This window comes from Ornithinimicrobium cerasi (genome assembly GCF_003702705.1).
Taxonomy (GTDB): Bacteria; Actinomycetota; Actinomycetes; order Actinomycetales; family Dermatophilaceae; genus Ornithinicoccus; species Ornithinicoccus cerasi.
Map to the genome: position 1 here is coordinate 1 of NZ_QZMN01000011.1, position 25,266 is coordinate 25,266.

At 71.6% G+C, this 25,266-nt stretch carries 25 protein-coding genes; 19 read left to right on the forward strand and 6 right to left on the reverse strand.

From position 1 onward, the window contains the following. Positions 1 to 199 precede the first annotated feature (199 nt). Positions 200 to 1,006: a hypothetical protein gene (locus D4B81_RS12940; RefSeq protein ID WP_122263028.1), complete on the reverse strand. Its 807-nt coding sequence runs from the start codon at positions 1,004 to 1,006 to the stop codon at positions 200 to 202. A gap of 1,435 nt (positions 1,007 to 2,441) precedes the next feature. Between D4B81_RS12940 and D4B81_RS12945 the strand changes: the two genes are divergently transcribed. Then, positions 2,442 to 2,699, forward strand: a complete 258-nt coding sequence (locus D4B81_RS12945; RefSeq protein ID WP_097187395.1) for a type II toxin-antitoxin system Phd/YefM family antitoxin — start codon at positions 2,442 to 2,444, stop codon at positions 2,697 to 2,699. Between the two features lie 4 nt (positions 2,700 to 2,703). After that, the gene (locus tag D4B81_RS12950) at positions 2,704 to 2,961 is read left to right on the forward strand and encodes a Txe/YoeB family addiction module toxin (RefSeq protein ID WP_122263029.1); all 258 of its coding nucleotides are present in this window, start codon (positions 2,704 to 2,706) and stop codon (positions 2,959 to 2,961) included. 145 nt (positions 2,962 to 3,106) lie between these two features. Here the strand turns inward: D4B81_RS12950 and D4B81_RS12955 are convergent, their stop codons facing one another. Then, positions 3,107 to 3,625 (reverse strand): flavodoxin family protein, encoded by a 519-nt coding sequence (locus tag D4B81_RS12955; RefSeq protein WP_122263030.1) that lies wholly within the window; start codon positions 3,623 to 3,625, stop codon positions 3,107 to 3,109. 128 nt (positions 3,626 to 3,753) lie between these two features. Here D4B81_RS12955 and D4B81_RS12960 point away from each other — a divergent pair, with 128 nt between their 5' ends. Further along, positions 3,754 to 4,212 carry a hypothetical protein gene (locus D4B81_RS12960; protein ID WP_161965159.1) on the forward strand — a complete coding sequence of 153 codons (459 nt, stop codon included), beginning with the start codon at positions 3,754 to 3,756 and terminating at the stop codon, positions 4,210 to 4,212. Here D4B81_RS12960 and D4B81_RS12965 read toward each other — a convergent pair. After that, entirely contained in the window at positions 4,152 to 4,733 is a 582-nt protein-coding gene (locus tag D4B81_RS12965; RefSeq protein WP_202613691.1) for an NUDIX hydrolase, read from the reverse strand. The genes D4B81_RS12960 and D4B81_RS12965 overlap by 61 nt on opposite strands. A 133-nt stretch (positions 4,734 to 4,866) precedes the next feature. Here D4B81_RS12965 and thrS point away from each other — a divergent pair, with 133 nt between their 5' ends. Genes thrS through D4B81_RS12980 form a run of 3 tightly spaced genes read left to right on the forward strand, consistent with a single transcriptional unit; the run spans position 4,867 to position 8,221 of the window. Further along, positions 4,867 to 6,852 (forward strand): threonine--tRNA ligase, encoded by a 1,986-nt coding sequence (thrS, locus tag D4B81_RS12970; protein WP_122263032.1) that lies wholly within the window; start codon positions 4,867 to 4,869, stop codon positions 6,850 to 6,852. 1 nt (position 6,853) lies between these two features. Next, the gene (locus D4B81_RS12975) at positions 6,854 to 7,324 is read left to right on the forward strand and encodes a hypothetical protein (RefSeq protein ID WP_122263033.1); all 471 of its coding nucleotides are present in this window, start codon (positions 6,854 to 6,856) and stop codon (positions 7,322 to 7,324) included. Positions 7,325 to 7,354: 30 nt separating this feature from the next. Then, entirely contained in the window at positions 7,355 to 8,221 is an 867-nt protein-coding gene (locus D4B81_RS12980; RefSeq protein WP_122263034.1) for a formate/nitrite transporter family protein, read from the forward strand. Positions 8,222 to 8,226: 5 nt separating this feature from the next. On the opposite strand, the gene D4B81_RS12985 is transcribed toward D4B81_RS12980, so the two are convergent. Beyond that, entirely contained in the window at positions 8,227 to 8,733 is a 507-nt protein-coding gene (locus tag D4B81_RS12985) for a nitroreductase/quinone reductase family protein (protein ID WP_122263035.1), read from the reverse strand. Between the two features lie 71 nt (positions 8,734 to 8,804). Here D4B81_RS12985 and D4B81_RS12990 point away from each other — a divergent pair, with 71 nt between their 5' ends. The 12 genes from D4B81_RS12990 to D4B81_RS13045 all read left to right on the forward strand — a co-directional run bounded on the left by D4B81_RS12990 (position 8,805) and on the right by D4B81_RS13045 (position 21,208). After that, positions 8,805 to 9,359, forward strand: a complete 555-nt coding sequence (locus D4B81_RS12990; protein ID WP_122263036.1) for an HIT family protein — start codon at positions 8,805 to 8,807, stop codon at positions 9,357 to 9,359. Between the two features lie 126 nt (positions 9,360 to 9,485). Beyond that, entirely contained in the window at positions 9,486 to 10,385 is a 900-nt protein-coding gene (gene pdxS, locus D4B81_RS12995) for a pyridoxal 5'-phosphate synthase lyase subunit PdxS (protein WP_097187404.1), read from the forward strand. 35 nt (positions 10,386 to 10,420) lie between these two features. Continuing rightward, positions 10,421 to 11,005 carry a pyridoxal 5'-phosphate synthase glutaminase subunit PdxT gene (gene pdxT / locus D4B81_RS13000; protein ID WP_202613692.1) on the forward strand — a complete coding sequence of 195 codons (585 nt, stop codon included), beginning with the start codon at positions 10,421 to 10,423 and terminating at the stop codon, positions 11,003 to 11,005. Between the two features lie 295 nt (positions 11,006 to 11,300). After that, positions 11,301 to 12,068, forward strand: a complete 768-nt coding sequence (locus D4B81_RS13005; protein WP_097187407.1) for a YebC/PmpR family DNA-binding transcriptional regulator — start codon at positions 11,301 to 11,303, stop codon at positions 12,066 to 12,068. A 117-nt stretch (positions 12,069 to 12,185) separates the two neighbouring features. After that, entirely contained in the window at positions 12,186 to 12,833 is a 648-nt protein-coding gene (ruvC, locus tag D4B81_RS13010; RefSeq protein ID WP_097187408.1) for a crossover junction endodeoxyribonuclease RuvC, read from the forward strand. Further along, positions 12,830 to 13,432, forward strand: a complete 603-nt coding sequence (ruvA, locus tag D4B81_RS13015) for a Holliday junction branch migration protein RuvA (RefSeq protein ID WP_122263037.1) — start codon at positions 12,830 to 12,832, stop codon at positions 13,430 to 13,432. Before ruvC ends, ruvA begins: the two co-directional genes overlap by 4 nt. A gap of 62 nt (positions 13,433 to 13,494) precedes the next feature. Next, on the forward strand, positions 13,495 to 14,589 hold the full coding sequence (gene ruvB, locus D4B81_RS13020; protein ID WP_122263143.1) for a Holliday junction branch migration DNA helicase RuvB: 1,095 nt from the start codon (positions 13,495 to 13,497) through the stop codon (positions 14,587 to 14,589). A 142-nt stretch (positions 14,590 to 14,731) separates the two neighbouring features. Next, the gene (gene yajC / locus D4B81_RS13025; RefSeq protein ID WP_122263038.1) at positions 14,732 to 15,073 is read left to right on the forward strand and encodes a preprotein translocase subunit YajC; all 342 of its coding nucleotides are present in this window, start codon (positions 14,732 to 14,734) and stop codon (positions 15,071 to 15,073) included. Next, on the forward strand, positions 15,073 to 17,049 hold the full coding sequence (gene secD, locus D4B81_RS13030; RefSeq protein WP_122263039.1) for a protein translocase subunit SecD: 1,977 nt from the start codon (positions 15,073 to 15,075) through the stop codon (positions 17,047 to 17,049). Before yajC ends, secD begins: the two co-directional genes overlap by 1 nt. Further along, positions 17,049 to 18,266 (forward strand): protein translocase subunit SecF, encoded by a 1,218-nt coding sequence (secF, locus tag D4B81_RS13035; protein WP_122263040.1) that lies wholly within the window; start codon positions 17,049 to 17,051, stop codon positions 18,264 to 18,266. The genes secD and secF overlap by 1 nt, the downstream gene beginning before the upstream one ends. 27 nt (positions 18,267 to 18,293) lie before the next feature. Beyond that, positions 18,294 to 18,842: an adenine phosphoribosyltransferase gene (locus tag D4B81_RS13040; RefSeq protein ID WP_122263041.1), complete on the forward strand. Its 549-nt coding sequence runs from the start codon at positions 18,294 to 18,296 to the stop codon at positions 18,840 to 18,842. Positions 18,843 to 18,883: 41 nt separating this feature from the next. Beyond that, complete coding sequence (locus D4B81_RS13045; protein WP_202613693.1) at positions 18,884 to 21,208, forward strand: RelA/SpoT family protein; 2,325 nt, start codon at positions 18,884 to 18,886, stop codon at positions 21,206 to 21,208. 16 nt (positions 21,209 to 21,224) lie between these two features. On the opposite strand, the gene D4B81_RS13050 is transcribed toward D4B81_RS13045, so the two are convergent. Together D4B81_RS13050 and D4B81_RS13055 are read right to left on the reverse strand one after the other, a co-directional pair. Further along, the gene (locus D4B81_RS13050; protein WP_122263043.1) at positions 21,225 to 22,556 is read right to left on the reverse strand and encodes a M18 family aminopeptidase; all 1,332 of its coding nucleotides are present in this window, start codon (positions 22,554 to 22,556) and stop codon (positions 21,225 to 21,227) included. Continuing rightward, positions 22,556 to 24,496, reverse strand: coding sequence for a DUF349 domain-containing protein (locus D4B81_RS13055; RefSeq protein WP_122263044.1), 1,941 nt, complete (start codon positions 24,494 to 24,496; stop codon positions 22,556 to 22,558). Before D4B81_RS13055 ends, D4B81_RS13050 begins: the two co-directional genes overlap by 1 nt. Before the next feature lie 68 nt (positions 24,497 to 24,564). Between D4B81_RS13055 and D4B81_RS13060 the strand changes: the two genes are divergently transcribed. Beyond that, a complete protein-coding gene (locus D4B81_RS13060) occupies positions 24,565 to 25,257 on the forward strand; it encodes an MBL fold metallo-hydrolase (RefSeq protein ID WP_122263045.1) in 693 nt (230 codons plus the stop codon). Positions 25,258 to 25,266 lie beyond the last annotated feature (9 nt).

Genomic DNA, 25,266 nt, shown 5'->3' on the forward strand with positions numbered 1-25,266 from the left:
GTCCCCGCACTGACGGCCTGATCAACCCCACCGAGGGATCACCGTCGTACACCACTTCACCGGACTTGACCCCGGCGGCCCGCATGTAGGCTCAGCCAGCGCCCTGTATTCGGCGGTACAGCAATGTATCGCCCGTGCGCACGACAGGATCAGCCTTCGCCGGGTCGACCGATCACCGGGGGCGGCGGGACACCTCGTGTCAGGGGCCCCCATGGAGGCTGTGACGCTCCGCTCGTCTCTGGCTGGCTCGCAGCCTGTCGCCCGCTGGGTCTGGAGTCGGCGTGGTGACGGACGGGGTCGGGCCGCTCAGGCGCCGCGCGAGTCGGCTCTGGTGTCTGGCTGCGTCGGGTTCCTTCATGGGCGGGCCAGTGGGACTTGGGTAGGTGGGTGGGATGCCGTGGGCGGCGCGCCAGACGGCGAGGTCGCCGATGAGGTGGCCGTCGACGTCCGGAGGCAGGGTCCGCTGCCAGGACACCCGGTCTGACGCACCGGCTTGCCGCGCCTCATCGGCGACGCGCTCGACGAGTTGCTGGACTCGGTGGGTGAGCCGGTCGAGGTAGCCGCTCGTCTCCGCGTCCTGGCGTAGCGCTGGTGGGACGTCGGGCAGCCACGGCAGCGGCGCGTCCCGGTGAGACGGTGGGGTGGTGCCGGCGATGCGCCAGGCGAGAGCGGCGGCGGGGTCCTCGGCCTCGAGCAGGCTGTCCCTCCCGCGAAACCAGGTGGCCTCCTCGATCACAGTCTGCGGCGGGGTTCCGTCGACCCAGCGCAGCGCGAGCTGGCCCCGCAGGTGCGGGTAGGCCGGCTGCCCGGTGAGGCCCGGTAGCCACCGCTCGAGGGCGTCGTCCAGCGCCGCCAACCGTTGTGAACCGAGGTGGTCCTGGGCCAGGACGGTCAGGGCGTCCTGGTAGGCCAGCACCCCCTGTCGTAGGAGCTGGTCGGCGTCGCCCCGGTCGACGGTCGTGGCCGAGTGGGCACGGCCGTCGCGGGCGACGATGTCGGTGAGCACCTGCCGCGGCTCGGCTGCCGTGTCCTGGAGCTCTGGCCGGGGGCGCAGTCGTGGCTGTAGTGAACTGGTTTCTAGGCGGGGCCAAGCGTGCTGCTGAGATTCGACTTATCGATTCTCAGACGGCGAAGGCTCGCGTGGAGTCAGAGAAGATACTCTCGGAAATTACCACAATGAGGCGCGATCAGGCCGTGGCGCTCACGGAAATCTCAGAGACCGCACATCGCGCGGCAGAATCTGCCGAGCAGGTGACGGAGGCAATGCTCGGTTCGGAATTGACTCAAGGGCAGTTAGCCACACTCCGGAAACTATTGGACGACCCTCGGGCGTCCGCATGGCCCGATGAGGTGCCTCAATTGACGTCAACTGGCCTCATCCGAGTAGATAGCGCCGGCAAGTGCCACCCGACTCCCCTTGCTCGACGACTCTTAGCGAAAGGTGATTGAAAATGACCCGACGGCGGTTCTCAATATCTTCCGCTGGTGAGCATGCTGGTGGAGCGAGTATGGATATACCATCCTTGCTCGTCTTGCGTGGCCGCCCCTTGTCAGAGTTGATTGCCGGTTTCGAGAAGCGATGGGGAACGCGCCCGACTGCGATTGCGATTCCTGCCTTGGAACCGTCGGGGCTTCTCGTCGCCGTCGAGGGCTTGGCGGCACCCATGTCGGACCTGGCCAACCTTTCCCCAGAGTATCCTGATTCCGGAAGCATCGCTGCAGCCATCACCGCAGATGGGTACGACCTTGTTCTGACGATGCGACCGGATTTTGACTTTCTCCCCGTCGAAAGCCTACAGATCACGAACATCATCGGTACCTCAGCGGCTCAGTTCTGCATCGGAAATGCGCGAGCGCGAGAGGTGGCGGCCGCTGTCCTTGGTAGCGCTCTCGATGTAGCCTGGAAAGTAGTTCCTCATACTCGGGAAGCGTCCGAGGAATCGCCATTGATGCTTCGAACCTATGGCCCATGAGCGGCGATGGGAACCGTATCCAGGCAAATTGTTTCTGCAAGGCATGTCAAAGGTACTTTGATGCCGTCACGCCAGGCTTGGTTACCAAGTTTCGAACTTTCCCAAACCCTCTTTCGCTTTGTCTCGCAGTTCGGGACCGGGGGATCAGTTTCATCAGCGAGTTCGGCCCGCGGGTAACTCCGGAAGAACTAGTCGGCCTCGCCAAGGAGCGCCAGTACCCTTCACGTCCACCAGCACCGACCACTTCCTGATCAGCAGAAGCGCCTGGTCAGGCCGTGATTCGTTTGCGCAGCGTGTCGGGCACGTTTCAGATGGACGCCCTTGATGGCCGCTGCGGCCCCCACGGTAGGCAACCCATACGCGGTTCTGGGCGGCGTCCAAGGCGAAGGGTGCGTCCACGGCGGTGGGCCTGTGACCACGCGTTGACGCATGCGTCCCGTCGTACGGTTATCTGTACAGGAGGTCGATGTGAAGACGATGAGCTACACCGAGTCGCGAGCCCGGTATGCGGAGGTCCTCGACAGCGTGACGGACGACCGCGAGGAGGTCGTGATCACCCGCGCGGGTCATGAGCCGGTCGTCATCGTCTCCCTGGCGGACTACGAATCGCTGCGCGAGACGGCCTACCTCATGCGCTCGCCCGCCAACGCCAGGCGGCTGCTGGACGCCATGGAGCGCCTCGAGGCAGGTCGGGGGCAGACGCGCGAGCTGCTCGAGACGGACTGACCGAGTGCTGCTGGTCTGGGACGAGCACGCCTGGGAGGACTACCTCTGGTGGCAGTCGCAGGACCGCAAGGTTCTTACGCGCATCGATCTGCTGCTCAAGGATATCCAGCGCAACGGCGACGAGGGGATAGGGAAGCCGGAGTCGCTCAAGCACGACTTCGCCGACTACTGGTCGCGCCGCCTCACCGACGAGCACCGACTCGTCTACAAGGTCGCGGGCGACGAGGTCCGGATCGCCGCTTGCCGGTACCACTACGGCTAGGTGTCCAGGGGGACGGTCGGGGTCCGGCCAGGACCTCGTCCCTCGCCCTCTGGCTCGTCGCACCGCAGCAGCCGACAGGCTGGTAGGGCCGGGGGAGAGCAACGCGCAGCAGGCTCTTCTCAAGCCGCCGGCGTCGCAGGCCCCGTCAGCCGGAGGACCCGAGCGCGCCACCGAGCCTCTTGCCCCACTGCCGGGCGCGGTCGGTCTCGCCGTCCAGCAGCGGGCCCTCCGCACCGTTGACCCAGAACTTCTCCGGTGGCGCGACCAGCCTGCATCCCAGAGCCGTCAGCTTCCTCGCCGCGGCCTTGCTCGCCGTGCCGGGGAGGTTGGGGTGCCGGGTGTGGGTGTCGAAGGTCGCGACGGGCAACCCACAGCTGTCCGCCGCGTCCATCCACTCCCGGATACCCACTTCCAGCTGGGCACCGCCCCGCTGGTGCGCGTCCTCGCGCGTGGACGCGCGACTCATCCCGAACGCGTGGGTCGGACCGCCGACGACGAGCAGGTCGACCTCGACGTCCGCAAGGGGTGGCGCGTCGGCGACGGCCACGGCCCGGGCCCCCACCCCGAGGCCATCGGCGACCGCCTCCGCGATCTCCCTGGTGTTGCCCCAGGCCGACTCGTAGACGACCAGGACGGACCGGCCCCGGTGCTCCGCTCCACTCATGACGCACCTCCTCGTGCCCACCCAGCCAAGCACCGCCCGGCGCCAGTGTCTGTGACCCGTCCCACGACGACGCTGTCTGGTCGCTCACCCCGGTGAAGCAACGGCCCCCGGGCGCACAGAACCGGGGCATGAGCACACCGACGACCCACCCCTCACCTGCCCGGCCTGCCAGCGGCCGGCTCCGCGCTCCCGCGCTCGTCGTGGGGGTGCTCGGCCTCTCTCTGGCCGGGTGCTCCTCCGGCGAGACGGTGCAGCTGACCGCCACGGGCGGGAACGCGGCAGCCAGCTGCATCGTCTTCGACGTGGGCACCCTCGCCGGGATGAGCCCGGCGTTCGCCGGCACCGTGGTCGAGGTCGACGGCTCGGTCGCCACCCTGGAGGTGGACCGCTGGTACGCCGGGGGCGACGCCGACCGGGTGGCGATTACGTCCACGGGAGGGATGGAGGCCCTCCTCGGCACCCCGACTCTCGAGGTGGACCGTCGCTATCTCATCACCGCCGCCGGGGGCGAGGTCAACGGCTGCGGCTACAGCGGTCCGGCGACGCCGGAGCTCGAGTCCGCCTTCGAGGAGGCCTTCGGCAACTGACGCTCCGCCTCCGGCCGGCCCCGGAGCCGCCGGTGCACGGTCTCCAGCGCGAGCCGGGCCCAGGTTCGGACCTCCTCCGTCACCGGTCGCTCGAGCAACCCGGGGGCGTCCACCCACTCCATGCCGTCCTCCCCGGCGAGGACCGGCAGCCCCGGACCGGGACCGGCGGCCGTCGGCACCGCGAAGTAGATGAGGTCGATGTGCTGGTGGGGCGGGTCGAGGGAGATGTCCTCCACCTGGATCCCCTCGGGGCGCAGCAGCTGGCGGGGTGACCCGGGCGGGTCGTGGTCGATCCCCGGCGCACCGACCAGGCGCACCGTCAACCCGGTCTCCTCGAGCGTCTCCCGCAGCGCGGCCTCGTCCGGCAGCTCGTGCGGCTCGATGTGGCCGCCCGGCGGGAGCCAGATCCCGAGCTTGCGGTGCGGGTGCAGCACCACGTGCCTGTCCGCGACGACGAAGACCGCGACGGTGAAGTGCCTGGTGATCCCGTCCGGTGGTTCCCGGTCCTCGACGTGTCCCACGCGGAGACGATAACCGCGCAGGTATGCCGTCGCCCTGGCGGTAGTGTGGGGCGGCACCGGCCGACCCGGCCGGACGGGCACGGCATACCCCGAGATGCCGTGCCGCACACCCGCACACCCGAGGAGCGCACCCGTGCCCAGCCAGATCACCGTCCACGTCGCCGCGAGCGAGCGGACGGTCGAGCAGGGCACCACCGCGGGCGACCTCTTCGCCGACGACCGGCAGGTCGTCGTCGCGCGCGTGGGGGGCGAGCTGTGCGACCTCGCCACCGTGCTGTCCGACGGCGACGTCGTCGAGCCGGTCCTCGTCAGCGAGCCGGACGGCCTGGAGGTGCTGCGGCACAGCTGCGCCCACGTGCTGGCGCAGGCGGTCCAGGAGACCTTCCCCGACGCCCGGCTGGGGATCGGCCCCCCGATCCGCGACGGGTTCTACTACGACTTCGATGTCGAGGTGCCGTTCACCCCGGACGACCTCAAGCTGCTCGAGCGCTCGATGCAGAAGATCATCAACGCCGGCCAGACCTTCTCCCGCCGTGAGGTCGACGACGAGGCGGCGCGCGCCGAGCTGGCGGGGGAGCCCTACAAGCTGGAGCTCATCGGGCTCAAGGGCGGCGCCGCCGAGGACGTGGCCGAGGGCGCGAGCGTCGAGGTCGGCGGCAGCCAGCTGACGATCTACGACAACGTCGACCGCGGCGGCGAGGTGGTCTGGGGCGACCTGTGCCGCGGACCCCACGTGCCGACCACCAAGATCATCGGCAACGCCTTCAAGCTCATGCGCAGCGCCGCCGCCTACTGGCGCGGCAGCGAGAAGAACCCCCAGCTGCAGCGGATCTACGGCACCGCCTGGCCGAGCAAGGACGAGCTGAAGGCCTACCTCGAGCGGCTCGCCGAGGCGGAGCGCCGCGACCACCGTCGCCTCGGCGCGGAGATGGACCTCTACTCCTTCCCCGAGGAGCTGGGCGCCGGACTCCCGGTCTTCCACCCCAAGGGCGGCGTCCTCAAGCGGGTCATGGAGGACTACGCGCGGCAGCGGCACATCGAGGAGGGGTTCGAGTACGTCGGCACCCCCCACGTGAGCAGGGAGGGCCTGTTCCACACCTCCGGGCACCTGCCCTACTACGAGGACACGATGTTCCCGGCCATGGAGGAGGACGGCCAGCGCTACTTCCTCAAGGCGATGAACTGCCCGATGCACAACCTCATCTACCGCTCACGCCAGCGCTCCTACCGCGAGCTCCCGCTGAGGCTCTTCGAGTTCGGGCACGTCTACCGCTTCGAGAAGTCCGGGGTGGTCCACGGTCTGACCCGTGTGCGGGGGCTGGAGATGGACGACTCGCACTCCTACGTGACCCGTGAGCAGGCGCCGGGCGAGGTCAGGCACCTCCTCGACTTCATGCTCGGGATGCTGCGCGACTTCGGCCTCACCGACTTCTACCTGGAGCTGTCGACCCGCGACGAGACCGGAGAGAAGAAGGACAAGTTCATCGGGACCGACGAGCAGTGGGCCGAGGCCACCGCGGTGCTGGAGCAGGTGGCCCGCGAGTCCGGGCTCGACCTGGTGCCCGACCCCGGCGGCGCGGCCTTCTACGGACCCAAGATCTCCGTCCAGGCCAAGGACGCCATCGGGCGCACCTGGCAGATGTCCACGGTCCAGTACGACTTCAACCAGCCCGAACGCTTCGGCCTGGAGTACTCCGCCGCGGACGGCACCCGCCAGCAGCCGGTGATGATCCACTCCGCCAAGTTCGGCTCCGTCGAGCGTTTCATCGGGGTCCTCATCGAGCACTACGCCGGCCAGCTGCCGCCGTGGCTGGCGCCGGTCCAGGTGCTGGGGGTGCCGGTCGCCGAGGACTTCGACGACTACCTCAAGGACGTCTCCGCCCGCCTGCGCGCGGAGGGGATCCGGGTCGAGCTCGACCTCTCCGACGACCGCTTCCCCAAGAAGATCCGCAACGCCAGCCGGTCGAAGGTGCCCTTCATCCTCATCGCCGGCGGGGAGGACCGTGACGCGGGCGCGGTGTCCTTCCGGTTCCGCGACGGCTCGCAGGAGAACGCGGTTCCGGTCGAGGCGGCCGTCGAGCGGATCGTCCGCGCCGTCCGGGACCGCGTGCAGGTCTGACGTGCCGTCCCTGGGGGAGGACGCCTCACGGGTCCGCGTGCGCCGGGTCACCCAGGAGGAGACCTTCCTGCTGGCGGCGCTGCACCTGCAGGCGCTGCGCCGGCACGGGGTGGCCGCGCCGGACCACGTGCAGCGGATGGGTGCCGCCTGGCACGAGCGGGCGGACGACTTCCCGGCCTGGGTGGCCGAGTGCGAGGAGGACCACGTCGGTATGGCGCTCTGCCGCCTTCCCGTGCTGCCGCACCTGGGCACCGGCTCGCCGGAGCTGGTCGCCCTCGAGCCCCTCGGCTCGGGGGTCGCGCCCGAGGCCGTGGCCCTCGCCCTGGTCCGCACGGTCGTCACCTGGGGCGGCCGGGAGGGGTTCCGTGCCGTCGACGTGGCGCCCTGGGTCCAGCTGCCGGCCGCCGTGCTGGACGCGGCCCGCGCCGACGTGCTCGGGCAGCGACGCGTCAGCCTCCCGACGCGGCCCTGAGCCACCTCCCACCGCCACCGAGGAGCCACGATGAGCGAGAAGGACCTGCGCGGGACCGACGACAAGGTGGCGCAGGACGCCGACGGCGCCGTCGACCCGACCGCGGCCCGGGCCGAGGCGGAGGTCGACGAGTCCTTCTCCGCCACGGTCGAGAAGGGCGCCGAGAAGCTCCACCGCGGCTGGAGAGCCCTCGTCACCACCGGGATCTTCGGCGGCCTGGAGATCGGGCTCGGCATCCTCGCCTACCTCGCGGTGCTGCACGAGACGGGCAACCACCTGCTGGCGGGGCTGGCCTTCGGCATCGGCCTCGTGGCCCTCTACCTCGCCCACAGCGAGCTGTTCACCGAGGGCTTCCTGCTCCCCGTGATGGCGCTCTTCGCCGGCCGGGGGACCTGGTGGCAACTGCTGCGGCTGTGGGGCGTCACCCTCCTGACGAACCTCGTCGGGGGATGGGTCTTCATGTGGCTCGTCGTGCAGGCCTTCCCCGAGTTCCACGAGGTGCTGGAGGAGAGCGCGCGGCACTTCGTCGACGCCCCCCTCGACGGCCGGGCGGTCGCGCTGTCGTTGCTCGGCGGCATCGTCATCACCGTGCTGACCCGGATGCAGCAGGGCACCGAGTCGGACGGGGTCAAGGTGGTGGCGGCGTTCGCCGCCGGGTTCCTCCTGGCCGGGCTCTCCCTCTTCCACTCGGTCCTCGACTCCATCCTCATCTTCGGCGCCATCCATGCCGAGGGGTCCGTGACCTACGCGGAGTGGCTGGGGTGGTTCTGGTACGTCGTGCCGCTCAACATGATCGGCGGGCTGGTCTTCGTCACCGCGCTGCGGCTGGTGCGGGCCAGCGAGCTGCCGGAGGCGCCCGGCCCGGACAACCGGGTCGTGGAGAGCCGACGGGACTGACGACGTCACACGGGGGAGACGGGCTCCAGCACGAACACCGGGATGAGCCGCTCGGTCCTGACCTGGTAGTCCGCGTAGGACGGGAACGCCTGGACCGCCCGCGCCCACCAGGCGTCCCGCTCCGGCCCGTCCTCGAGCAGGCGCACGGCCCGGACGTGCTGGTCGGTGCCGTCCTGGACGAGGACCTCCCCGCCGACGACGAGGTTGTGGAACCACGCGGGGTGCTCAGGGGCACCGCCCTTGCTGGCGACCGCGAGATAGCTCCCGGCGTGCTCGACGCGCATCAGGGGGACGCGCCGCAGCAGGCCCGTGCGGACGCCGCGCATCGTCACCACGACGACCGGGCGGCCCTGGACGTCCACCGCGCGGGTGTCCCCGGCGGCGTCGATAGCCTCGAGCTGGCGCGCCACCCACTCGCTGCGCTCGGTCCGGTATGCGGCGGGCCCGGCCTCGCGGACCGCGGTGGTGATCGAGGACTCGGGCGAGGTGGGGGACTGGGAGGAGATCGGCATACCCGGACCAACCCCGCAGCGTCCCCTGCTCTTCCCGGGTGCCGGTCGGGACGGTCAGTAGGATGCGCGGCATGACGCAGGACCCACCGTCGCTGACGAACGCCGACGAGCTCCCCGGCGCGGCCGACGGCTTTGAGCGGCTGTGGACGCCGCACCGCATGGCCTACGTCAAGGGCGAGCGCCCCAGCAAGGACGCGGGGCAGGGGTGCCCGTTCTGCGCGGCCCCGGACAAGGAGGACGACGAGGGGTTGATCGTGCACCGTGGCGAGCACTGCTACGTGGTGATGAACCTCTTCCCCTACAACCCCGGGCACCTGCTCATCTGCCCCTACCGGCACCTGTCCCTCTACGTCGACCTGAGCGAGGAGGAGACGGCGGAGTTCACGGCGCTGACCAAGGGCGCCATCCGCGCGATGACGCGGGCGGGCAACCCCACCGGCTACAACCTCGGCATGAACCAGGGCGAGGTTGCCGGGGCCGGGGTCGCGGCCCACCTGCACCAGCACCTGGTGCCGCGCTGGACGGGTGACGCCAACTTCCTGCCGATCGTCGCGCAGACGAAGGCGCTGCCCCAGCTGATCGAGGACGTGCGGCAGCAGCTGGTCACGGCCTGGTCGGACCGCTGAGGCCAGTCGGGGGCACCCAGGCGCAGGACGTAGGATCGACGGGCCGTGCGCGACGCGGTCCCCCGACGCGCCGCACCCCGACACCGGCCCCTGGCCGACCCCACCGAGCACGAGGAAGACCCTGCGATGAGCGAGCCCACCACCCACGCCACCGGCACCACGCGCGTCAAGCGCGGGATGGCCGACATGCTCAAGGGCGGCGTCATCATGGACGTCGTCACCGCCGAGCAGGCCCGGATCGCCGAGGACGCCGGCGCTGTCGCCGTGATGGCGCTGGAGCGCGTGCCCGCGGACATCCGCGCCCAGGGCGGCGTCTCGCGGATGAGCGACCCCGACATGATCGACAGCATCATCGAGGCCGTCTCGATCCCGGTCATGGCCAAGGCCCGCATCGGCCACTTCGTCGAGGCGCAGGTGCTGCAGAGCCTGGGCGTGGACTACGTCGACGAGTCCGAGGTCCTCACCCCGGCCGACTACAGCAACCACATCGACAAGTGGGCCTTCACCGTGCCCTTCGTCTGCGGCGCCACCAACCTCGGCGAGGCCCTGCGCCGGATCACCGAGGGGGCGGCGATGATTCGCTCCAAGGGTGAGGCCGGCACCGGTGACGTCTCCAACGCCACCACCCACATGCGCGCGATCCGCGGCGAGATCCGGCGTCTCACCTCGCTGTCCCACGACGAGCTCTACGTCGCGGCCAAGGAGCTCCAGGCTCCCTACGACCTCGTCAAGGAGGTCGCCGAGACCGGGAAGCTCCCCGTCGTGCTCTTCACCGCGGGCGGGATCGCGACCCCGGCGGACGCCGCGATGATGATGCAGCTGGGCGCCGAGGGCGTCTTCGTCGGCTCCGGCATCTTCAAGTCCGGCAACCCCGCGCAGCGCGCCGCGGCCATCGTCAAGGCGACCACCTTCCACGACGACCCCGACACCGTGGCCCAGGTCTCCCGCGGGCTGGGCGAGGCCATGGTCGGCATCAACGTCGACGACATCCCGGTCCCGCACCGCCTCGCCGAGCGCGGGTGGTGACGGCGGGCGACCGCGCGGCAGACGCGGACGCCCCGGTGATCGGGGTACTCGCGGTCCAGGGCGACGTGGGCGAGCACATCGCCGCCCTGGCGGCCGCCGGGGCGCAGGCACGACCGGTGCGGCGTCCTCAGGAGCTCGCCGACGTCGCGGGCCTCGTGGTGCCGGGGGGTGAATCGACGACGATCGACCGGCTGTGCCGCATCTTCGGGCTGCACGAGCCGATCCGCCGGCGCATCGCCGAGGGGATGCCGGTCTACGGGTCCTGCGCCGGGATGATCCAGCTGGCCGACGAGATCCTCGACGGCCACCGCGAGCAGCAGACCTTCGGCGGCATCGACATGACGGTGCGGCGCAACGCCTTCGGCCGCCAGGTCGACTCCTTCGAGACCGACCTGCACGTGGAGGGGCTGGACGACGCGGACCGGCCGTTCCGCGCGGTCTTCATCCGCGCGCCGTGGGTCGAGCGCCTGGGCGACGACGTCGAGGTGCTGGCGCGGGCGGACGGCCACCCCGTCGCCGTCCGCCAGGGGCCCCTCCTGGCGACGTCCTTCCACCCGGAGGTGACCGACGACCACCGCGTGCACGACCTCTTCGTGCGCATGGTCGACGGCCGCGCGTGAGGCGCGCACCGGCATACCTCTGCCGATGCCCTCACGACACCCGGATCCACGTCCCACTCGTTGCGGAACAGCTCCTCGATCACCTCGTCGCGCGGCCGGTCGACGGTGTCTGTCGGTGAGACCAGGCCGTAGGGCAGGTAAGCCCGGCTCCTGGATCCCGACCACCGCCCGCAGCGCGACGGACGAGGCGGGCGGGGAGGCATACCCCGTCCGGCAGGTAGCATCGACAGCCGGCTCGCAGCGCTCACGGCTGCGGCGCGGCGACCAGATCCTCGAGGCAGCAAAGGGACCAGCGATGAGTGGGCACTCCAAGTGGGCGACGACCAAGCACAAGAAGGCCGCGATCGACGCCAAGCGGGGCAAGCTCTTCGCCAAGCTCATCAAGAACATCGAGGTGGCGGCCCGGACCGGCGGCGGTGACCCCGCCGGCAACCCCACCCTCTTCGACGCCATCCAGAAGGCGAAGAAGACCTCGGTCCCCAACGACAACATCGACCGGGCGGTCAAGCGCGGCTCCGGCGCAGAGGCGGGCGGCGCCAGCTACGAGGCGCTCACCTACGAGGGCTACGCGCCGGGGGGCGTCGCCCTGTACATCGAGTGCCTGACCGACAACAAGAACCGCGCCGTCATGGAGGTGCGCACCGCGCTGTCCCGCAACGGCGGCTCGATGGCCGACAGCGGCTCGGTGGCCTACCTGTTCAACCGCAAGGGCCAGGTCGTGGTGGCCAAGACGCAGGAGGGCGCGGAGGCGACCGAGGACGCGCTGCTGGAGATCGTCCTGGAGGCCGGCGCCGAGGACGTCCAGGACCTCGGGGACTCCTTCGAGATCCTCTCCGAGGCGACGGACATCGTCGCCGTCCGCACCGCCCTGCAGGACGCGGGCCTGGACTACGACTCCGCCGAGGTGACGTTCGTGCCGACCATGGAGGTCGAGCTCGACGCGGACGGCGCACGGAAGGTGATGCGGGTCGTCGACGCCCTCGAGGACTGCGACGACGTGCAGAACGTCTACACGAACGCCGACATCCCGGACGAGGTCCTCGCAGAGCTCGACGCCGACTGACGGCCCTGCGGGCCGGACGGGGTATGCCGTGCGTGTCGCGGCGCGGGGGGAGGCCGCCCGCCGCGTAGCCTGGGGTGCGAACACCTGTCCACATCCCGTCCCAGTCAGGAGGCCCTCGTGCGCGTCCTCGGCGTGGACCCCGGACTGACCCGGTGCGGGCTGGGTGTGGTGGAGGGGCTCCCGGGCCGTCAGCTGCGGATGGTCGCGGTGGGCGTGATCAGGACCCCTCCGGGCGACGACCCGCAGGACCGCCTGCTCTCCGTGCAGACCGAGATCGACCAGTGGCTGGCCGACTGGTCCCCGGACGCCATCGCGGTGGAGCGCGTGTTCGCCAAGGCCAACATCAAGGGCATCATGGGCACGGCGCAGGCCTCCGCGGTCCCGATGCTGGCCGCGGCACGCCTGGGGCTGCCCCTGGGCCTGCACACCCCTTCCGAGGTCAAGGCGTCGGTCACCGGCAACGGCCGGGCCGACAAGGCCCAGGTGACCCACATGGTGACCCGCATCCTGCGGCTCGCCGAGGCGCCGCGGCCGGCGGACGCGGCGGACGCCCTCGCCCTGGCCATCTGCCACCTGTGGCGCTCGGGCGACCTCACGAGCGCGACCGGCACCACCAGCAACCGCATCCAGCAGGCCGAGGACGCCGCACGCTCGGGCCAGCCCAACCGGCTGGCCCAGCTGCACGCCCAGCACCGCACCTCGGTCCGGGCCGCGGCCGCCCGGGCCTCCCGTCCGTCCACCCCAGCCAGGAGGACCCCCCCGTGATCGCATCGGTGCGCGGCACCGCCCGCCACGTCGGACTCGACCACGTCGTCGTCGAGGTCGGCGGCGTCGGCCTGCTCGTCCACACCACCCCGGCCACGGCGACGGAGTGCCGCACCGGGGACGAGGTCACCCTCGAGACGACGATGGTGGTGCGCGAGGAGTCGCTGACCCTCTACGGCTTCCGCCGGACGGCGGAGAAGGCACTGTTCGAGCAGGTCCAGACCGTCTCCGGGGTCGGCCCACGGCTCGCCCTGGCGATGCTCTCCGTGCACGCGCCCGACGCTGTCCGGGCCGCGATCGCCCGGGCCGACCTCGCGGCGCTGACCAAGGTGCCCGGCATCGGCCGCAAGTCGGCCGAGCGGCTGGTCCTGGAGCTCAAGGACAAGATCCTGGTGGCCGGGGTGGAGCCGGGGGTCGGCGTCACCGCACCCAGCGCCCCCGAGGACGCCGTCTCGCAGCAGGTGCGCTCCGCCCTCGAGGGGCTGGGGTGGTCCGCGCGCCAGGCCGGCGACGCGGTCGAGCGGGTCACCGGCGCGCCCGGCGCGCCCAGCGAGGTGGCGGCCGTCCTGCGCGCCGCGCTGCGGGAGCTGGGCCGGTGACCTACGACGACGCCTCCCACGAGATCGGGTTCGGCGCGGGGGAGGACCCCGGGGTGGGTCGCATGGTCGACCCCCGCGGCGACGACGAGGAGCGTCAGGTCGAGGCGGCGCTGCGACCCCGACGGCTCGCCGACTTCCCGGGCCAGCAGCGGGTGCGCGAGCAGCTCGGCCTGGTCCTCGAGGCGGCCCGCAGGCGGGGCTCGCCGCCGGACCACGTGCTCCTCTCCGGTCCGCCGGGGCTGGGCAAGACGACCCTGGCGATGATCATCGCGGGGGAGCTCGAGCAGCCGATCCGGATCACCAGCGGCCCGGCCATCCAGCACGCGGGCGACCTGGCGGCCGTGCTCAGCAGCATGGTCGAGGGAGAGGTGCTCTTCCTCGACGAGATCCACCGCATGTCCCGACCGGCCGAGGAGATGCTCTACCTCGCGATGGAGGACTTCCGCGTCGACGTCATCGTCGGCAAGGGCCCCGGCGCCACCGCCATCCCCCTGGAGCTCCCGCCCTTCACGGTGGTCGGGGCCACCACGCGCGCCGGCCTCCTGCCCGCCCCCCTGCGGGACCGCTTCGGCTTCACCGGGCACCTCGACTTCTACGCCACCGACGACCTCGTGACGATCCTGACCCGCAACGCCGACCTGCTCGGGATCGAGGCGCACGAGGAGGGCATACGCCAGATCGCCTCGCGGTCGCGCGGCACGCCCCGCATCGCCAACCGGCTCCTGCGCCGGGTGCGCGACTGGGCCCAGGTCCACGGGCGCGGCGTCGTCGACGACCCCGCCGCGCGCGCCGCGCTGGAGCTGTTCGACGTGGACGCGCTCGGGCTCGACCGGCTGGACCGGGCGGTGCTGGAGGCTCTGTGCAACCGGTTCGGGGGCGGACCCGTCGGCCTGTCGACCCTCGCCGTCGCCGTGGGGGAGGAGCCCGACACGGTGGAGACGGTCGCCGAGCCCTACCTCGTCCGCGAGGGTTTCATGATCCGCACCCCGCGCGGCCGGGCGGCCAGCGTGAGCGCCTGGGAGCACCTGGGCCTCACCCCTCCCGCCGACGCCGTGGGTGCCTGGTCAGGCTCGGCGCCGGGGTCGGCAGCGACCGGCCAGGAGGCATTGCCCCTCGAGCCCGGGGAGCGGGGCACGTCCGGCCGCTTCTCCTCCTGAGCACCCATCTCGGGACCGCGCCGCACACCTCTTTGGTCGGCCCGGCCCGCTCACCTAGACTGCCCCGGGTGCCCGCGTCCGGACGGACCGGGCCGGTGCCGCGCGAGCACCGAACGACGCGAAGAGACAAAGGTTCCGACTCATGACGCCACTGGCCGCCGCCGCCGCCTCCCCAGGTGGGGGCTCGCTGAGCATCCTCATCCTCGCCCTGCCGGTGGTGGTGCTGCTGTGGCTCATGTTCACCCAGCGTCGCCGCGCGAAGGCGGTCACCGAGGCGCAGTCCAGCCTCACCGTGGGTGACGAGGTCATGGCCGCGGCCGGCATCTACGGCCGCGTCGCCCAGCTGGACGGCGACATCGTCCACCTCGAGGTGGCCCCCGGGGTCGTGGTGCGCGTGAGCCGCCGCGCCGTGGTGCCGCCGGAGCCCACACGTGCCGCCCGGCAGGACCCCACGGACGCCGACGGCCCGGGGGAGAGCGCCTGATGTCGACGTCCGTCCCCGGTCGCCAGGACGAGGACCTGCCCGGTCTCTCCTCGACGACCGGCCGCACGACCTCCCGTCGTCGGTCCGCCGCCGGCTCCGGCAAGCCCGGGAAGCCCCGCCCGAAGAAGGCCCGCAACCCTCGGCTCCGCGGCCCCCTGCGCACCCTCCTCGCCCTGCTGGTGCTGACCGTCGGCCTCTACGCCGGGATCGGCGCGGCCAACCTGTGGGGCGAGCCGCAGGCCCAGCTCACCCCGCAGCTCGGTCTCGACCTCGCGGGCGGCCGTCAGGTCGTCCTCGCGCCGCAGACGGACGACGGCCAGTCGGTGAGCGCGGACCAGCTGGAGCAGGCGATCGACATCATCCGGCGCCGCGTCGACGGCACCGGCACCGCCGAGGCCGAGGTGAGCCGGCTCGGCACCAACGTGTCCGTCGCGATCCCCGGCAACCCGACGCCGGACCAGCTGGAGGCCCTCAGCCGCTCCTCGCAGATGGTGTTCCGGCCCGTCCTGGTGGCCCAGCCGGTCGCGCCGACCGGCGCCGAGCCCCAGGTCCCGCGCGAGCTCCCGCTGCCCTCCGAGCAGCGCCAGGAGCAGGTCGAGCAGCTCGCTCCTCCGGCCCCGGAGAGCGTCGAGGAGGGCGACGGCACCGACGACGCCGTCCAGACCGAGGAGAACCGTGGCGGCGAACGGCTGCCGGCGTCGACCTCCACCGACGGCGCCGCCACCACCGGTGATGACGACGCGTCCCAGACCACCGCCCCGGTCGAGCCGGCGCCACCGGCAAGCAACCCCTCAGACCTGGCGCAGATCACCCCCGAGGTGCAGCAGCAGTTCGTCGAGGCCGACTGCGCCGCGGACGCCGAGGAGATCGCCGACGCTGCCGCGGGCGCCCCGGCCGGTCAGCCGCTCGTGGTCTGCTCCGCCGAGGGCGACGAGAAGTACATCCTCGGCCCCGTCGAGCTCAGCGGCGCCAACCTCGTGGACGCCACGTCCGGCGTCCAGCAGCTGCAGCAGGGCGTCGTCACCGGCGTCTGGGAGGTCGTGCTGACCTTCGACGACGAGGGCACCCAGGCCTTCGGTGAGGTCACCAGCAGGCTCATGGGCTTCCAGGAGGGTGCGGCGCAGAACCGCTTCGCCATGGTCCTGGACGGCGAGGTCATCTCGGCCCCGACCGTGCGCAGCGTCATCAGCAACGGCATCGCCACCATCACCGGCAACTTCACCCCCGAGACCGCCCAGACGCTGGCCAACCAGCTGAAGTTCGGCGCGCTCCCGCTGAGCTTCGAGGTGCAGACCTCAGAGCAGATCAGCCCCACCCTCGGCGGGGAGCAGCTGCGCTGGGGCCTCGTCGCCGGGCTCGTCGGCCTGCTGCTCGTCTTCGCCTTCATGCTGGTCCAGTACCACGCGCTCGGCCTCGTCGCGGTCGCCTCGCTGCTCGTCGCGGCGCTGCTGGCCTACGGGTCGGTCACGCTGCTGGGCTGGGCGACGAACTTCCGCCTCACGATGGCCGGCGTCACCGGTCTCATCGTGGCCATCGGCGTCACCGCGGACAGCTTCATCGTCTACTTCGAGCGGGTCCGCGACGAGGTGCGCTCCGGCAGGCCGCTGCGGTATGCCGTGGACACCGGCTGGGACCGGGCGCGCCGCACGATCATCATCTCCGACGTCGTCAACCTCATCGCGGCGGCGGTGCTGTACTACCTGTCCGAGTCCGGCGTGAAGGCGTTCGCGTTCACCCTGGGCCTGACCACCCTCATCGACCTCCTCGTCGTGATCATGTTCACGCACCCGGTCGTGAGCATGCTCGCCAACACCCCGTTCTTCGGCGAGGGCCGGAAGTGGTCCGGCATGGAGCCCGAGCGGCTCGGTGCCAAGCGCTCGACCTACCTGGGTCGGGGCCAGTTCCGCGAGCCGGACGCGGTCGCGCCCGGGCGGCGGCGGCATACCCGTGAAGAGCTGGAAGGCGGTGTGGTCTGATGTCGCGGTTCAGCCAGTTCGGCAACGACCTGTACTCGGGCAGGCGCTCCTTCAACATCGTCGGGCGGCGCCGGTTCTGGTATGCCGTGTCCGCCGTCCTCGTCGTCGTGTCCCTGCTGGGGCTGTTCGGGCGCGGGCTCAACTTCGGCATCGAGTTCAGCGGCGGCACCGAGCTGCGCGTGCTGGGGGTCTCGCAGATCGACGGCTACGAGCAGCGGGCGGGTGACCTGGTCGACGAGAACGTCCCCGACCGGACCACCACGGTCACCCTCATCGGTGACGACACCGTGCGCGTCCAGACGGGGGAGATGGAGGCCGGCCAGGCCGAGGACCTCCGCGCCGACCTGGCGCAGGAGTTCTCGGTGCCCGTGGAGTCGGTCACCAGCTCCCTCGTCGGGCCGTCGTGGGGCGAGAGCGTCACCCAGCGCGCACTCATCGCCCTGGTGATCTTCCTCCTGCTGGTGACCGTCGTGCTGACGCTCTACTTCCGCACCTGGAAGATGGCGGCCGCCGCGCTGGTCGCCCTCATCCACGACGTCCTCTTCACCGTGGGGGTCTACGCGCTGCTCGGCATCGAGGTCTCGCCGGCCTCGGTCATCGGGTTCCTGACCATCCTCGGCTACTCGATCTACGACACGATCGTCGTGTTCGACAAGGTCCGCGAGAACACCGAGCAGGCGCTCGACACGCACCGCGCCACCTACGGGGAGGCGGCGAACCAGGCGGTCAACCAGACCTTCGTGCGGTCGATCAACACCTCGGTCGTCGCGCTGCTGCCCGTCCTCGTCATCCTCGTCATCGGCGTGACGCTCATCGGACCGGGCACGCTCGTCGACCTCGCCTGGGCCCTCTTCATCGGGATCGCGGTCGGCACCTTCTCCTCGATCTTCATCGCGACGCCGCTGCTCGTCCACCTCCGGGAGGGGGAGCCGGCGATCCGCAAGCACGACGCCACGGTGCTCAAGCGCCGGGCGCGGGGCGAGGCCAGAGCCGGGCGCCGCGCCGTCGATCAGCCGGAGGACGAGGTGGCGCACGACCCGTCCGTGGCCGGCGGCGACGTCGAGGATGTCGGGGACGCCGGGCAGCGGGAGACGGCCACGGTCGGCACCCCGGCCCCTGCCCGGCCGGCGCCGTCGACGGCCCCCCAGGGCCGGCCGCTGCACCCCTACGCCCAGCGCGGCCCGCGCAACCAGCCCCGGCGCAAGCCGCGCGGCTGACCACCACCCGCAGGACGGCGCAGGACGATGTCACAGACCCCGGGGACCACCGACCTCACGCTCGCGCAGGACGTCGTGGCGGGGATGAGAGACATCCCGGACTTCCCGATCCACGGCGTCGTGTTCAAGGACTTCACCCCGATCCTGCTCGACCATGAGCTGCGGGACCGGATCGTGGCCGACACCGTGGCTCGGCAGCGCGGCAGGGTCGACGTGGTCGCCGGGATCGAGGCCCGCGGCTTCATCATCGGGGCGGTGATCGCCCACGAGCTGGGGGTGGGCTTCGTGCCGGTGCGCAAGGAGGGGAAGCTCCCCTCGGCCGTGCACAGCGTGTCCTACGCCCTGGAGTACGGCACCGCCACCCTGGAGATCCACCAGGACGCCGTCTCCAACGGGGAGCGGGTGCTCGTCGTCGACGACGTCCTCGCCACGGGCGGCACGCTCGCCGCGACCTGCGAGCTCGTCGAGAGCTGCGGCGCCAGCGTCGCGGCGATCGAGCTGGTGCTCGAGATCGGGGCGCTCCAGGGCCGGGCGAAGCTCGCCGGCTACGAGGTCCACTCGGTCGTCACCATCTAGAGGCGGCCGGGCGACCCAGCGGGGACAACTATCATCTGTCCATGACCGACGCGGCCGCCTCCTCCAGCGCCCCCAGCAGGGTGGGCGGAGGCCTGCGCCCACGCTGGACCCGGCTGGGCACCGGTCGTCGGCCCTCCAGCACGCCGGCGCTGGAGCCGCTGCTGCGATCGGTCCGCGCGACCCACCCCAAGGCCGACGTGGCGCTCATCGAGCGTGCCTACGCCGTGGCCGAGGAGGCCCACTCCGGCCAGCGGCGCAAGAGCGGCGACGCCTACATCACACACCCCCTGGCCGTCGCCACCATCCTCGCCGAGCTGGGGATGACCCCCTCGACCATCGCCGCGGCCCTGCCCCACGACACCGTGGAGGACACGTCATACTCCCTGGCGCAGCTGCGCACCGACTTCGGCGACGAGATCGCGATGCTGGTCGACGGGGTGACCAAGCTCGACAAGATGACCTACGGCGACGCGGCGCAGGCCGAGACGGTGCGCAAGATGGTCGTGGCGATGGCGCGCGACATCCGGGTCCTCGTCATCAAGCTCGCCGACCGGCTGCACAACGCCCGGACCTGGCGCTACGTCTCGGCCGAGTCGGCGGCCCGCAAGGCGCAGGAGACCCTCGAGATCTACGCTCCGCTGGCGCACCGGCTCGGGATGAACACCATCAAGTGGGAGCTGGAGGACCTGTCCTTCGCCCAGCTCTACCCGAAGGTGTACGACGAGATCGTGCGGATGGTCGCGCAGCGTGCGCCGGCGCGCGAGGAGCTGCTCGCCGAGATCCGCGGGGAGATCAACGAGGAGCTGCGGGAGAGCAAGATCCGGGCCGCGGTGACCGGGCGCCCGAAGCACTACTACTCCGTCTACCAGAAGATGATCGTGCGCGGGCACGACTTCGACAAGATCTACGACCTGGTGGGCGTGCGCGTGCTCGTGGACTCGATCCAGGACTGCTACGCGGTGCTCGGCGCCATCCACAACCGGTGGAACCCGGTGCCGGGACGGTTCAAGGACTACATCGCGATGCCGAAGTTCAACATGTACCAGTCGCTGCACACGACGGTCATGGGACCGCAGGGCAACCCGGTCGAGATCCAGATCCGCACCCACCAGATGCACCGCCGCGCGGAGTACGGCGTCGCAGCGCACTGGAAGTACAAGGAGCAGAGCCCCGACGGGACCAGGGCGAGCCCCGGCTCGGACGGGGGACCGGGAGCGCTGGAGGGTATGCAGTGGCTGCGCCAGCTCATCGACTGGCAGCAGGAGACCGCCGACCCGGGGGAGTTCCTCGACTCGCTCCGCTACGAGATGGGCGCGGCCGAGGTCTACGTCTTCACGCCCGGCGGTGACGTGCTCGCCCTGCCCGCGGGGGCGACGCCGGTCGACTTCGCCTACGCGGTCCACACCGAGGTGGGGCACAAGTGCGTCGGCGGACGGGTCAACGGCAAGCTGGTCCCGCTGGACTCCGAGCTGACCAACGGTGACGTCGTCGAGATCATCACGAGCAAGGCCGAGGACGCCGGGCCGAGCCGCGACTGGATGAGCTTCGTCAAGAGCGCGCGGGCCCGTAACAAGATCCGGCAGTGGTTCACCCGCGAGCGCCGCGAGGAGATGGTCGAGGCCGGCAAGGACCAGATCGCCCGGGTGCTGCGCAAGCAGAACGCGCCGCTGCAGCGGCTCATGTCGCACGACACGCTCAGCGCGGTCGGGGAGACGCTGGGCTACAAGGACATCGAGGGGCTGTACGCCGCGGTCGGCGAGGGGCACGTCTCGCCGCAGCACGTGGTCTCCCAGCTGCTGTCCACGGTCGGCGGCGACGACGGGGCCGAGGAGGATCTCGCGGAGGCCGTCCGGCCGCAACGGGGCCGCGTCAAGCAGACCGATCCGGGCGTGACGGTCGTCGGCACGGACGACGTCTGGGTCAAGCTCGCCAAGTGCTGCACGCCCGTCCCGGGCGACCCGATCATGGGCTTCGTCACCCACGGGCGCGGGGTCTCGGTCCACCGCACCGACTGCACCAACGCCCAGCAGCTGCAGCGGCACCCGGAGCGGATCATCCCGGTGGCCTGGGCGCCCTCGGCGAGCTCGCTCTTCCTGGTCAACATGCAGGTCGAGGCGCTCGACCGGCCGCGTCTGCTCTCCGACATCACCCGGGTGCTCTCCGACCAGCACGTGAACATCCTCTCGGCGGCCGTCCAGACGAACCGGGACCGGGTGGCGCTGAGCAAGTTCACCTTCGAGATGGCCGACCCCTCGCACCTGGAGGCCGTGCTCCGCTCGGTGCGACGGGTCCCGGCCGTCCTGGACGCCTACCGGATCACCGGGACGACCCACACCGACCCCCACCGCCGGGAACGGCCCGCCTGAGCGGCGCGCGACCGCCCTACGCGGGGGCCAGGAAGGCGGCGAGGGCGGCGGCGTAGGCCGCCTGGTCCAGGGTGCCGCAGATCTCGCGGGTCGAGTGCATCGAGAGCACAGGCGCCCCGAAGTCCACGGTCGTCGCCCCCGTCAGCGCCGCCGTCATCGGTCCCACCGTGGACCCGCACGGCAGGTCGGAGCGGGTCACGAACGTCTGCATCGGCACCCCCGCCTGCTCGCACGCGAGCGCGAACGCCGCCGCCCCGAGCGCGTCCGTCGCGTAGCGCAGGTTGGCGTTGACCTTCAGCACCGGCCCGGCGTTCATGAGGATCGGGTGCTCCGGCTCGTGCCGCTCGGCATAGTTGGGGTGCGTCGCGTGCGCCATGTCCCCGGACGCGACGACCGTCCCGGCCAGGGCCCGCCAGTAGTCGTCCCGGGTGCCGCCCGCCGCGAGGACGATCCGTTCCAGCCAGGCCGGCAGGAAGGTCGACTGCGCGCCGCGCTCCGACGTGCTCCCGACCTCCTCGTGGTCGAAGAGCACGATGACCGGTACGCACGGAGTGGGCGACGGGTTGTCGACAGCCTCGAGCAGGGCCCGCACCACGGCGTAGGAGGTGGCGAGGTTGTCCAGGCGTGCCGAGGCGAGGAGATCACCGTCCGGCCCGATCCGCCGTGCCGGCGTGAGGTCGTGGGTCATCGCGTCGAAACCCAGCACGTCGGCGGCGTCGACGTCGATCTGCTCGCCGAGCCAGGACCGGAACGTCCGCCGCGCGCCCGTCTCCAGACCCAACCCCCAGTGCGGGGCGAGGTGGGCCTGGTCGTTGAGCTGCAGACCCTCGGTCCGCACCGTGCGGTCCAGGTGGATGGCGAGCTGGGAGACCCGCAGCAGTGGCTCGTCGACCCGCCACAGACGCTGCCCTACGCCCCCCGGCGCCCGGGCGTCCCGCACCGCCACCCGCCCGGACAGCCCGAGGTCGCGGTCCAGCCAGGAGTTGGTCAGCGCCCCGCCGTAGACCTCCACGCCGAGCATCTGCCACCCCGCGCGCGCCCAGTCCGGGCGCGGCTTGATCCGCAGGTTGGGGGAGTCCGTGTGCGCACCGACGACCCGGTATGGCGTGTGCGGGGACCTCGCGTCCCCCACCTCCGCGGTGGACCAGGCGAGCAGGGAACCACCGCGCCGGACGACGTAGCGTCCGGGCCCCGACGGGGTGGGGTCGGTCTCCGCGATCTCGGTGAACCCCGCCGCGGTCAGCAGTGCTGCGGCGCTGTCGACGGCGTGGAACGGCGACGGGGACGCGTCGAGGTAGGTGCAGAGCCCCGCGGCGACCTCCGTGACCGACGTGGCCAGCGCTGCCATCAGCTGAGCGTGCCGCGGGCCGAGTCGAGCCAGAGCTTCTTCGTCGCGAGCTCGGACTCCAGCGTCGCGACCCGCCGCTCGTCACCGGCCGCGCGCGCGGCGGCCAGGTCGGACTCCAGGCCCTGCACCTGACGCTCGAGCTGCTGCACCATCGACGTGGCCCGGGCCGTCAGCTCGGGGTCGGCCCGGTTCCACTGCTTGTCCTCCAGGTCGCGGACCTGCTGCTCCACCGCCCGCAGCCTGCCCTCCACGCGGCGGATGTCCGCCCGCGGCACCTTCCCTGCCGCGTCCCAGCGGTCCTGGATCCGCCGCAGCTCGGCCTTGGCGGCCTCGAGGTTCTTCTCGTCGATCCTCAGCGCCTCCGCCTGGGTGAGCAGCTCCTCCTTGACCTTGAGGTTCTCGACGTACTCCGCCTCCTCGGCGGCCACCACCGCGTCCTTGGCGTCGAAGAACGCGTCCTGCGCCGTCTTGAACCGGCGCCAGAGGGCGTCGTCGTCCGTCCGGGACGCCCGCCCGGCGCGCTTCCAGTCCTGCATGAGCCGCTTGAAGGCACCCGCGGTCGGGCCCCAGTCCTTGCTGGTCGCGAGGGCCTCGGCCTCCTTGACGAGCTTCTCCTTGACCGACCTGGCCTGCCCGTGCTCCTCGTCCAGGCGGGCGAACCACACCTTGCGCGCCTTGTCGAAGGTGGTGCGGGCGGCGCTGAACCGCTTCCACAGCTCGCCCTCGACGTCCTTGTCCAGCCGCGGGCCGGAGCGCTGGTGCGCCTTCCACTCGTCCAGCAGCTCGCGCACGCGGGCGCTGGCCTGCTTCCACTGCATGGCGGCGGGCTCGGTCGCCGCGAGACCCTCGGCCTCGACGACGAGCGTCTCCCGCTGCGCCGTCGCCGCCACCTTCGCGGCAGCTCGCTGCTCGGCCTCGGCCGCGGACCGGGCGGCGATGGAGGCCTTCAGCGAGGCCACCGTCGCCTCGAGGGCGGCGATGTCCCCGACCACGTGCGCCTCACCGATCTGCTCGGTGAGGTGGGCCAACGACTGCCGGGCGTCGTGCGCCGACACGTCGGTGTGCGCCACCCGCTGCGCGAGGAGGTCAGCGGCGGCGACGAGCTCGTCATACTTGCGCGCGAAGTAGGCCAGGGCCTCCTCGGGCGGAGCGTCCGGGTAGGACCCCACGGCGCGCTCGCTCCCGTCTGCGGCGATGACGTAGACGGTTCCGTCCTCGCCCACGCGGCCGTGCCGGACGGACTCGCTCGGTGTCGAGGGGACGGGGGCCGGCGGCGTCGCGGACGAGGCGTCCGAGGGCGCCGGTCGCGGGGCGACGGGCTTCCGGCTGGCGAACATCGCCGGCGAGGGGCCGGGTCGCCGCGGCGGGGACGGTGCGGGCACCGGCTCGGGTGCCGCCTGCTGCCGCACCTGCTCAGGCTCCGCCGGCTCCTGCTCCTGCTCGGGCTCGGCGGAGACGGCCACGTCAGCGACGTCGGGGTCGGGGACGACGACAGCCTCAGCTGTGTCGGGCTCGGGGACGACGACAGCCTCAGCTGTGTCGGGCTCGGGGACGACGACAGCCTCAGCTGTGTCGGGCTCGGGGACGACGACAGCCTCAGCTGTGTCGGGCTCGGGGACGACGACAGCCTCAGCTGTGTCGGGCTCGGGGACGACGACAGCCTCAGCGGCGTCGGGCTCGGGAGCCCTGTCCTCCTCCGGCTGCTCCTGCGCGGGCTCGGGGACGGCCGTTACCTCCTCCGGCTGCGGCGCGGTCGCCTCCGCCCCGAGGTCGTCGGCGACCTCCGGCGCGGGCCCTGCCGAGACGTCGGTCGTGGCACCCTCCGGCACAAGCTCTGCCGTGACGTCGGTCGTGGCATCCTCCGGCTCGGGACGGCTGGTGTTCTGCTCGGGCTGCTCGGACACGACGGGTTGGCCTCTCTCGACCGCGAGCGCGACCATCGGGGTCACCTCGACAAGGGCATGAATTCCCCGAGCCTACCCAACGCCTCCCGGCATAGGCTGCCCGCATGTTCGTGCGCAGCATCGTCGCCGACGCGTTCGGCACCAACTGCTATGTCGTCGCGCCCGAGGAGGGCGAGGAGTGCGTCCTCGTGGACCCCGGTTTCGGGGTGGTCGAGCGGGTCCGGGAGGTGCTGGCGCAGCACCGGCTGCGACCCGCGGCCGTGCTCCTCACCCACGGTCACCTCGACCACGTCTACTCGGTGACCCCGGTGTGCGGCGGCACCACGGCCGCCTACATCCACGGTGACGACGCCTATCGCCTCAAGGACCCGGTCAGCCTCCTCACCGCACCGGTGCGCCTGGCGCTCGAGCAGCAGTTCGGCCGGGTCTCGACGTGGACCGAGCCGGAGCGGGTGGTGCACGTGCGTGACCGGGAGGTCCTCGAGCTGGCCGGCCTCCAGGTCGAGATCGCGCACGCTCCGGGTCACACCGAGGGGTCGGTCCTGTTCAGCCTGCCCGCGCTTCCCCACGGCCTCGCCTCGGACGAGCTGGACCGCACCGTCCTCTCCGGGGACGTCCTCTTCGCGGGCTCCATCGGCCGCACCGACCTGCCCGGGGGCGACCACGCCGCGATGGAGCGATCGTTGCGCGACGTGGTGATGCCGCTGGCCGACTCGTCCCTGGTCCTGCCCGGCCACGGACCCGCGACGACGATGGCCCGCGAGCGGCGGACCAACCCCTACCTCCTCGCGCTCTGACCCCGCCGG

What these genes read in the sequence shown, in the direction of transcription:
- D4B81_RS12955 (WP_122263030.1), bottom strand. Translation starts at nt 3,625, where the DNA reads ATGAGTGGAGCGGAGCACCGGGGCCGGTCCGTCCTGGTCGTCTACGAG.
- D4B81_RS12960 (WP_161965159.1), top strand. Translation starts at nt 3,754, where the DNA reads ATGAGCACACCGACGACCCACCCCTCACCTGCCCGGCCTGCCAGCGGC.
- D4B81_RS12980 (WP_122263034.1), top strand. Translation starts at nt 7,355, where the DNA reads ATGAGCGAGAAGGACCTGCGCGGGACCGACGACAAGGTGGCGCAGGAC.
- D4B81_RS12985 (WP_122263035.1), bottom strand. Translation starts at nt 8,733, where the DNA reads ATGCCGATCTCCTCCCAGTCCCCCACCTCGCCCGAGTCCTCGATCACC.
- D4B81_RS12990 (WP_122263036.1), top strand. Translation starts at nt 8,805, where the DNA reads ATGACGCAGGACCCACCGTCGCTGACGAACGCCGACGAGCTCCCCGGC.
- pdxS (WP_097187404.1), top strand. Translation starts at nt 9,486, where the DNA reads ATGAGCGAGCCCACCACCCACGCCACCGGCACCACGCGCGTCAAGCGC.
- D4B81_RS13005 (WP_097187407.1), top strand. Translation starts at nt 11,301, where the DNA reads ATGAGTGGGCACTCCAAGTGGGCGACGACCAAGCACAAGAAGGCCGCG.
- ruvB (WP_122263143.1), top strand. Translation starts at nt 13,495, where the DNA reads ATGGTCGACCCCCGCGGCGACGACGAGGAGCGTCAGGTCGAGGCGGCG.
- yajC (WP_122263038.1), top strand. Translation starts at nt 14,732, where the DNA reads ATGACGCCACTGGCCGCCGCCGCCGCCTCCCCAGGTGGGGGCTCGCTG.
- secD (WP_122263039.1), top strand. Translation starts at nt 15,073, where the DNA reads ATGTCGACGTCCGTCCCCGGTCGCCAGGACGAGGACCTGCCCGGTCTC.
- secF (WP_122263040.1), top strand. Translation starts at nt 17,049, where the DNA reads ATGTCGCGGTTCAGCCAGTTCGGCAACGACCTGTACTCGGGCAGGCGC.
- D4B81_RS13040 (WP_122263041.1), top strand. Translation starts at nt 18,294, where the DNA reads ATGTCACAGACCCCGGGGACCACCGACCTCACGCTCGCGCAGGACGTC.
- D4B81_RS13045 (WP_202613693.1), top strand. Translation starts at nt 18,884, where the DNA reads ATGACCGACGCGGCCGCCTCCTCCAGCGCCCCCAGCAGGGTGGGCGGA.
- D4B81_RS13050 (WP_122263043.1), bottom strand. Translation starts at nt 22,556, where the DNA reads ATGGCAGCGCTGGCCACGTCGGTCACGGAGGTCGCCGCGGGGCTCTGC.
- D4B81_RS13055 (WP_122263044.1), bottom strand. Translation starts at nt 24,496, where the DNA reads ATGGTCGCGCTCGCGGTCGAGAGAGGCCAACCCGTCGTGTCCGAGCAG.
- D4B81_RS13060 (WP_122263045.1), top strand. Translation starts at nt 24,565, where the DNA reads ATGTTCGTGCGCAGCATCGTCGCCGACGCGTTCGGCACCAACTGCTAT.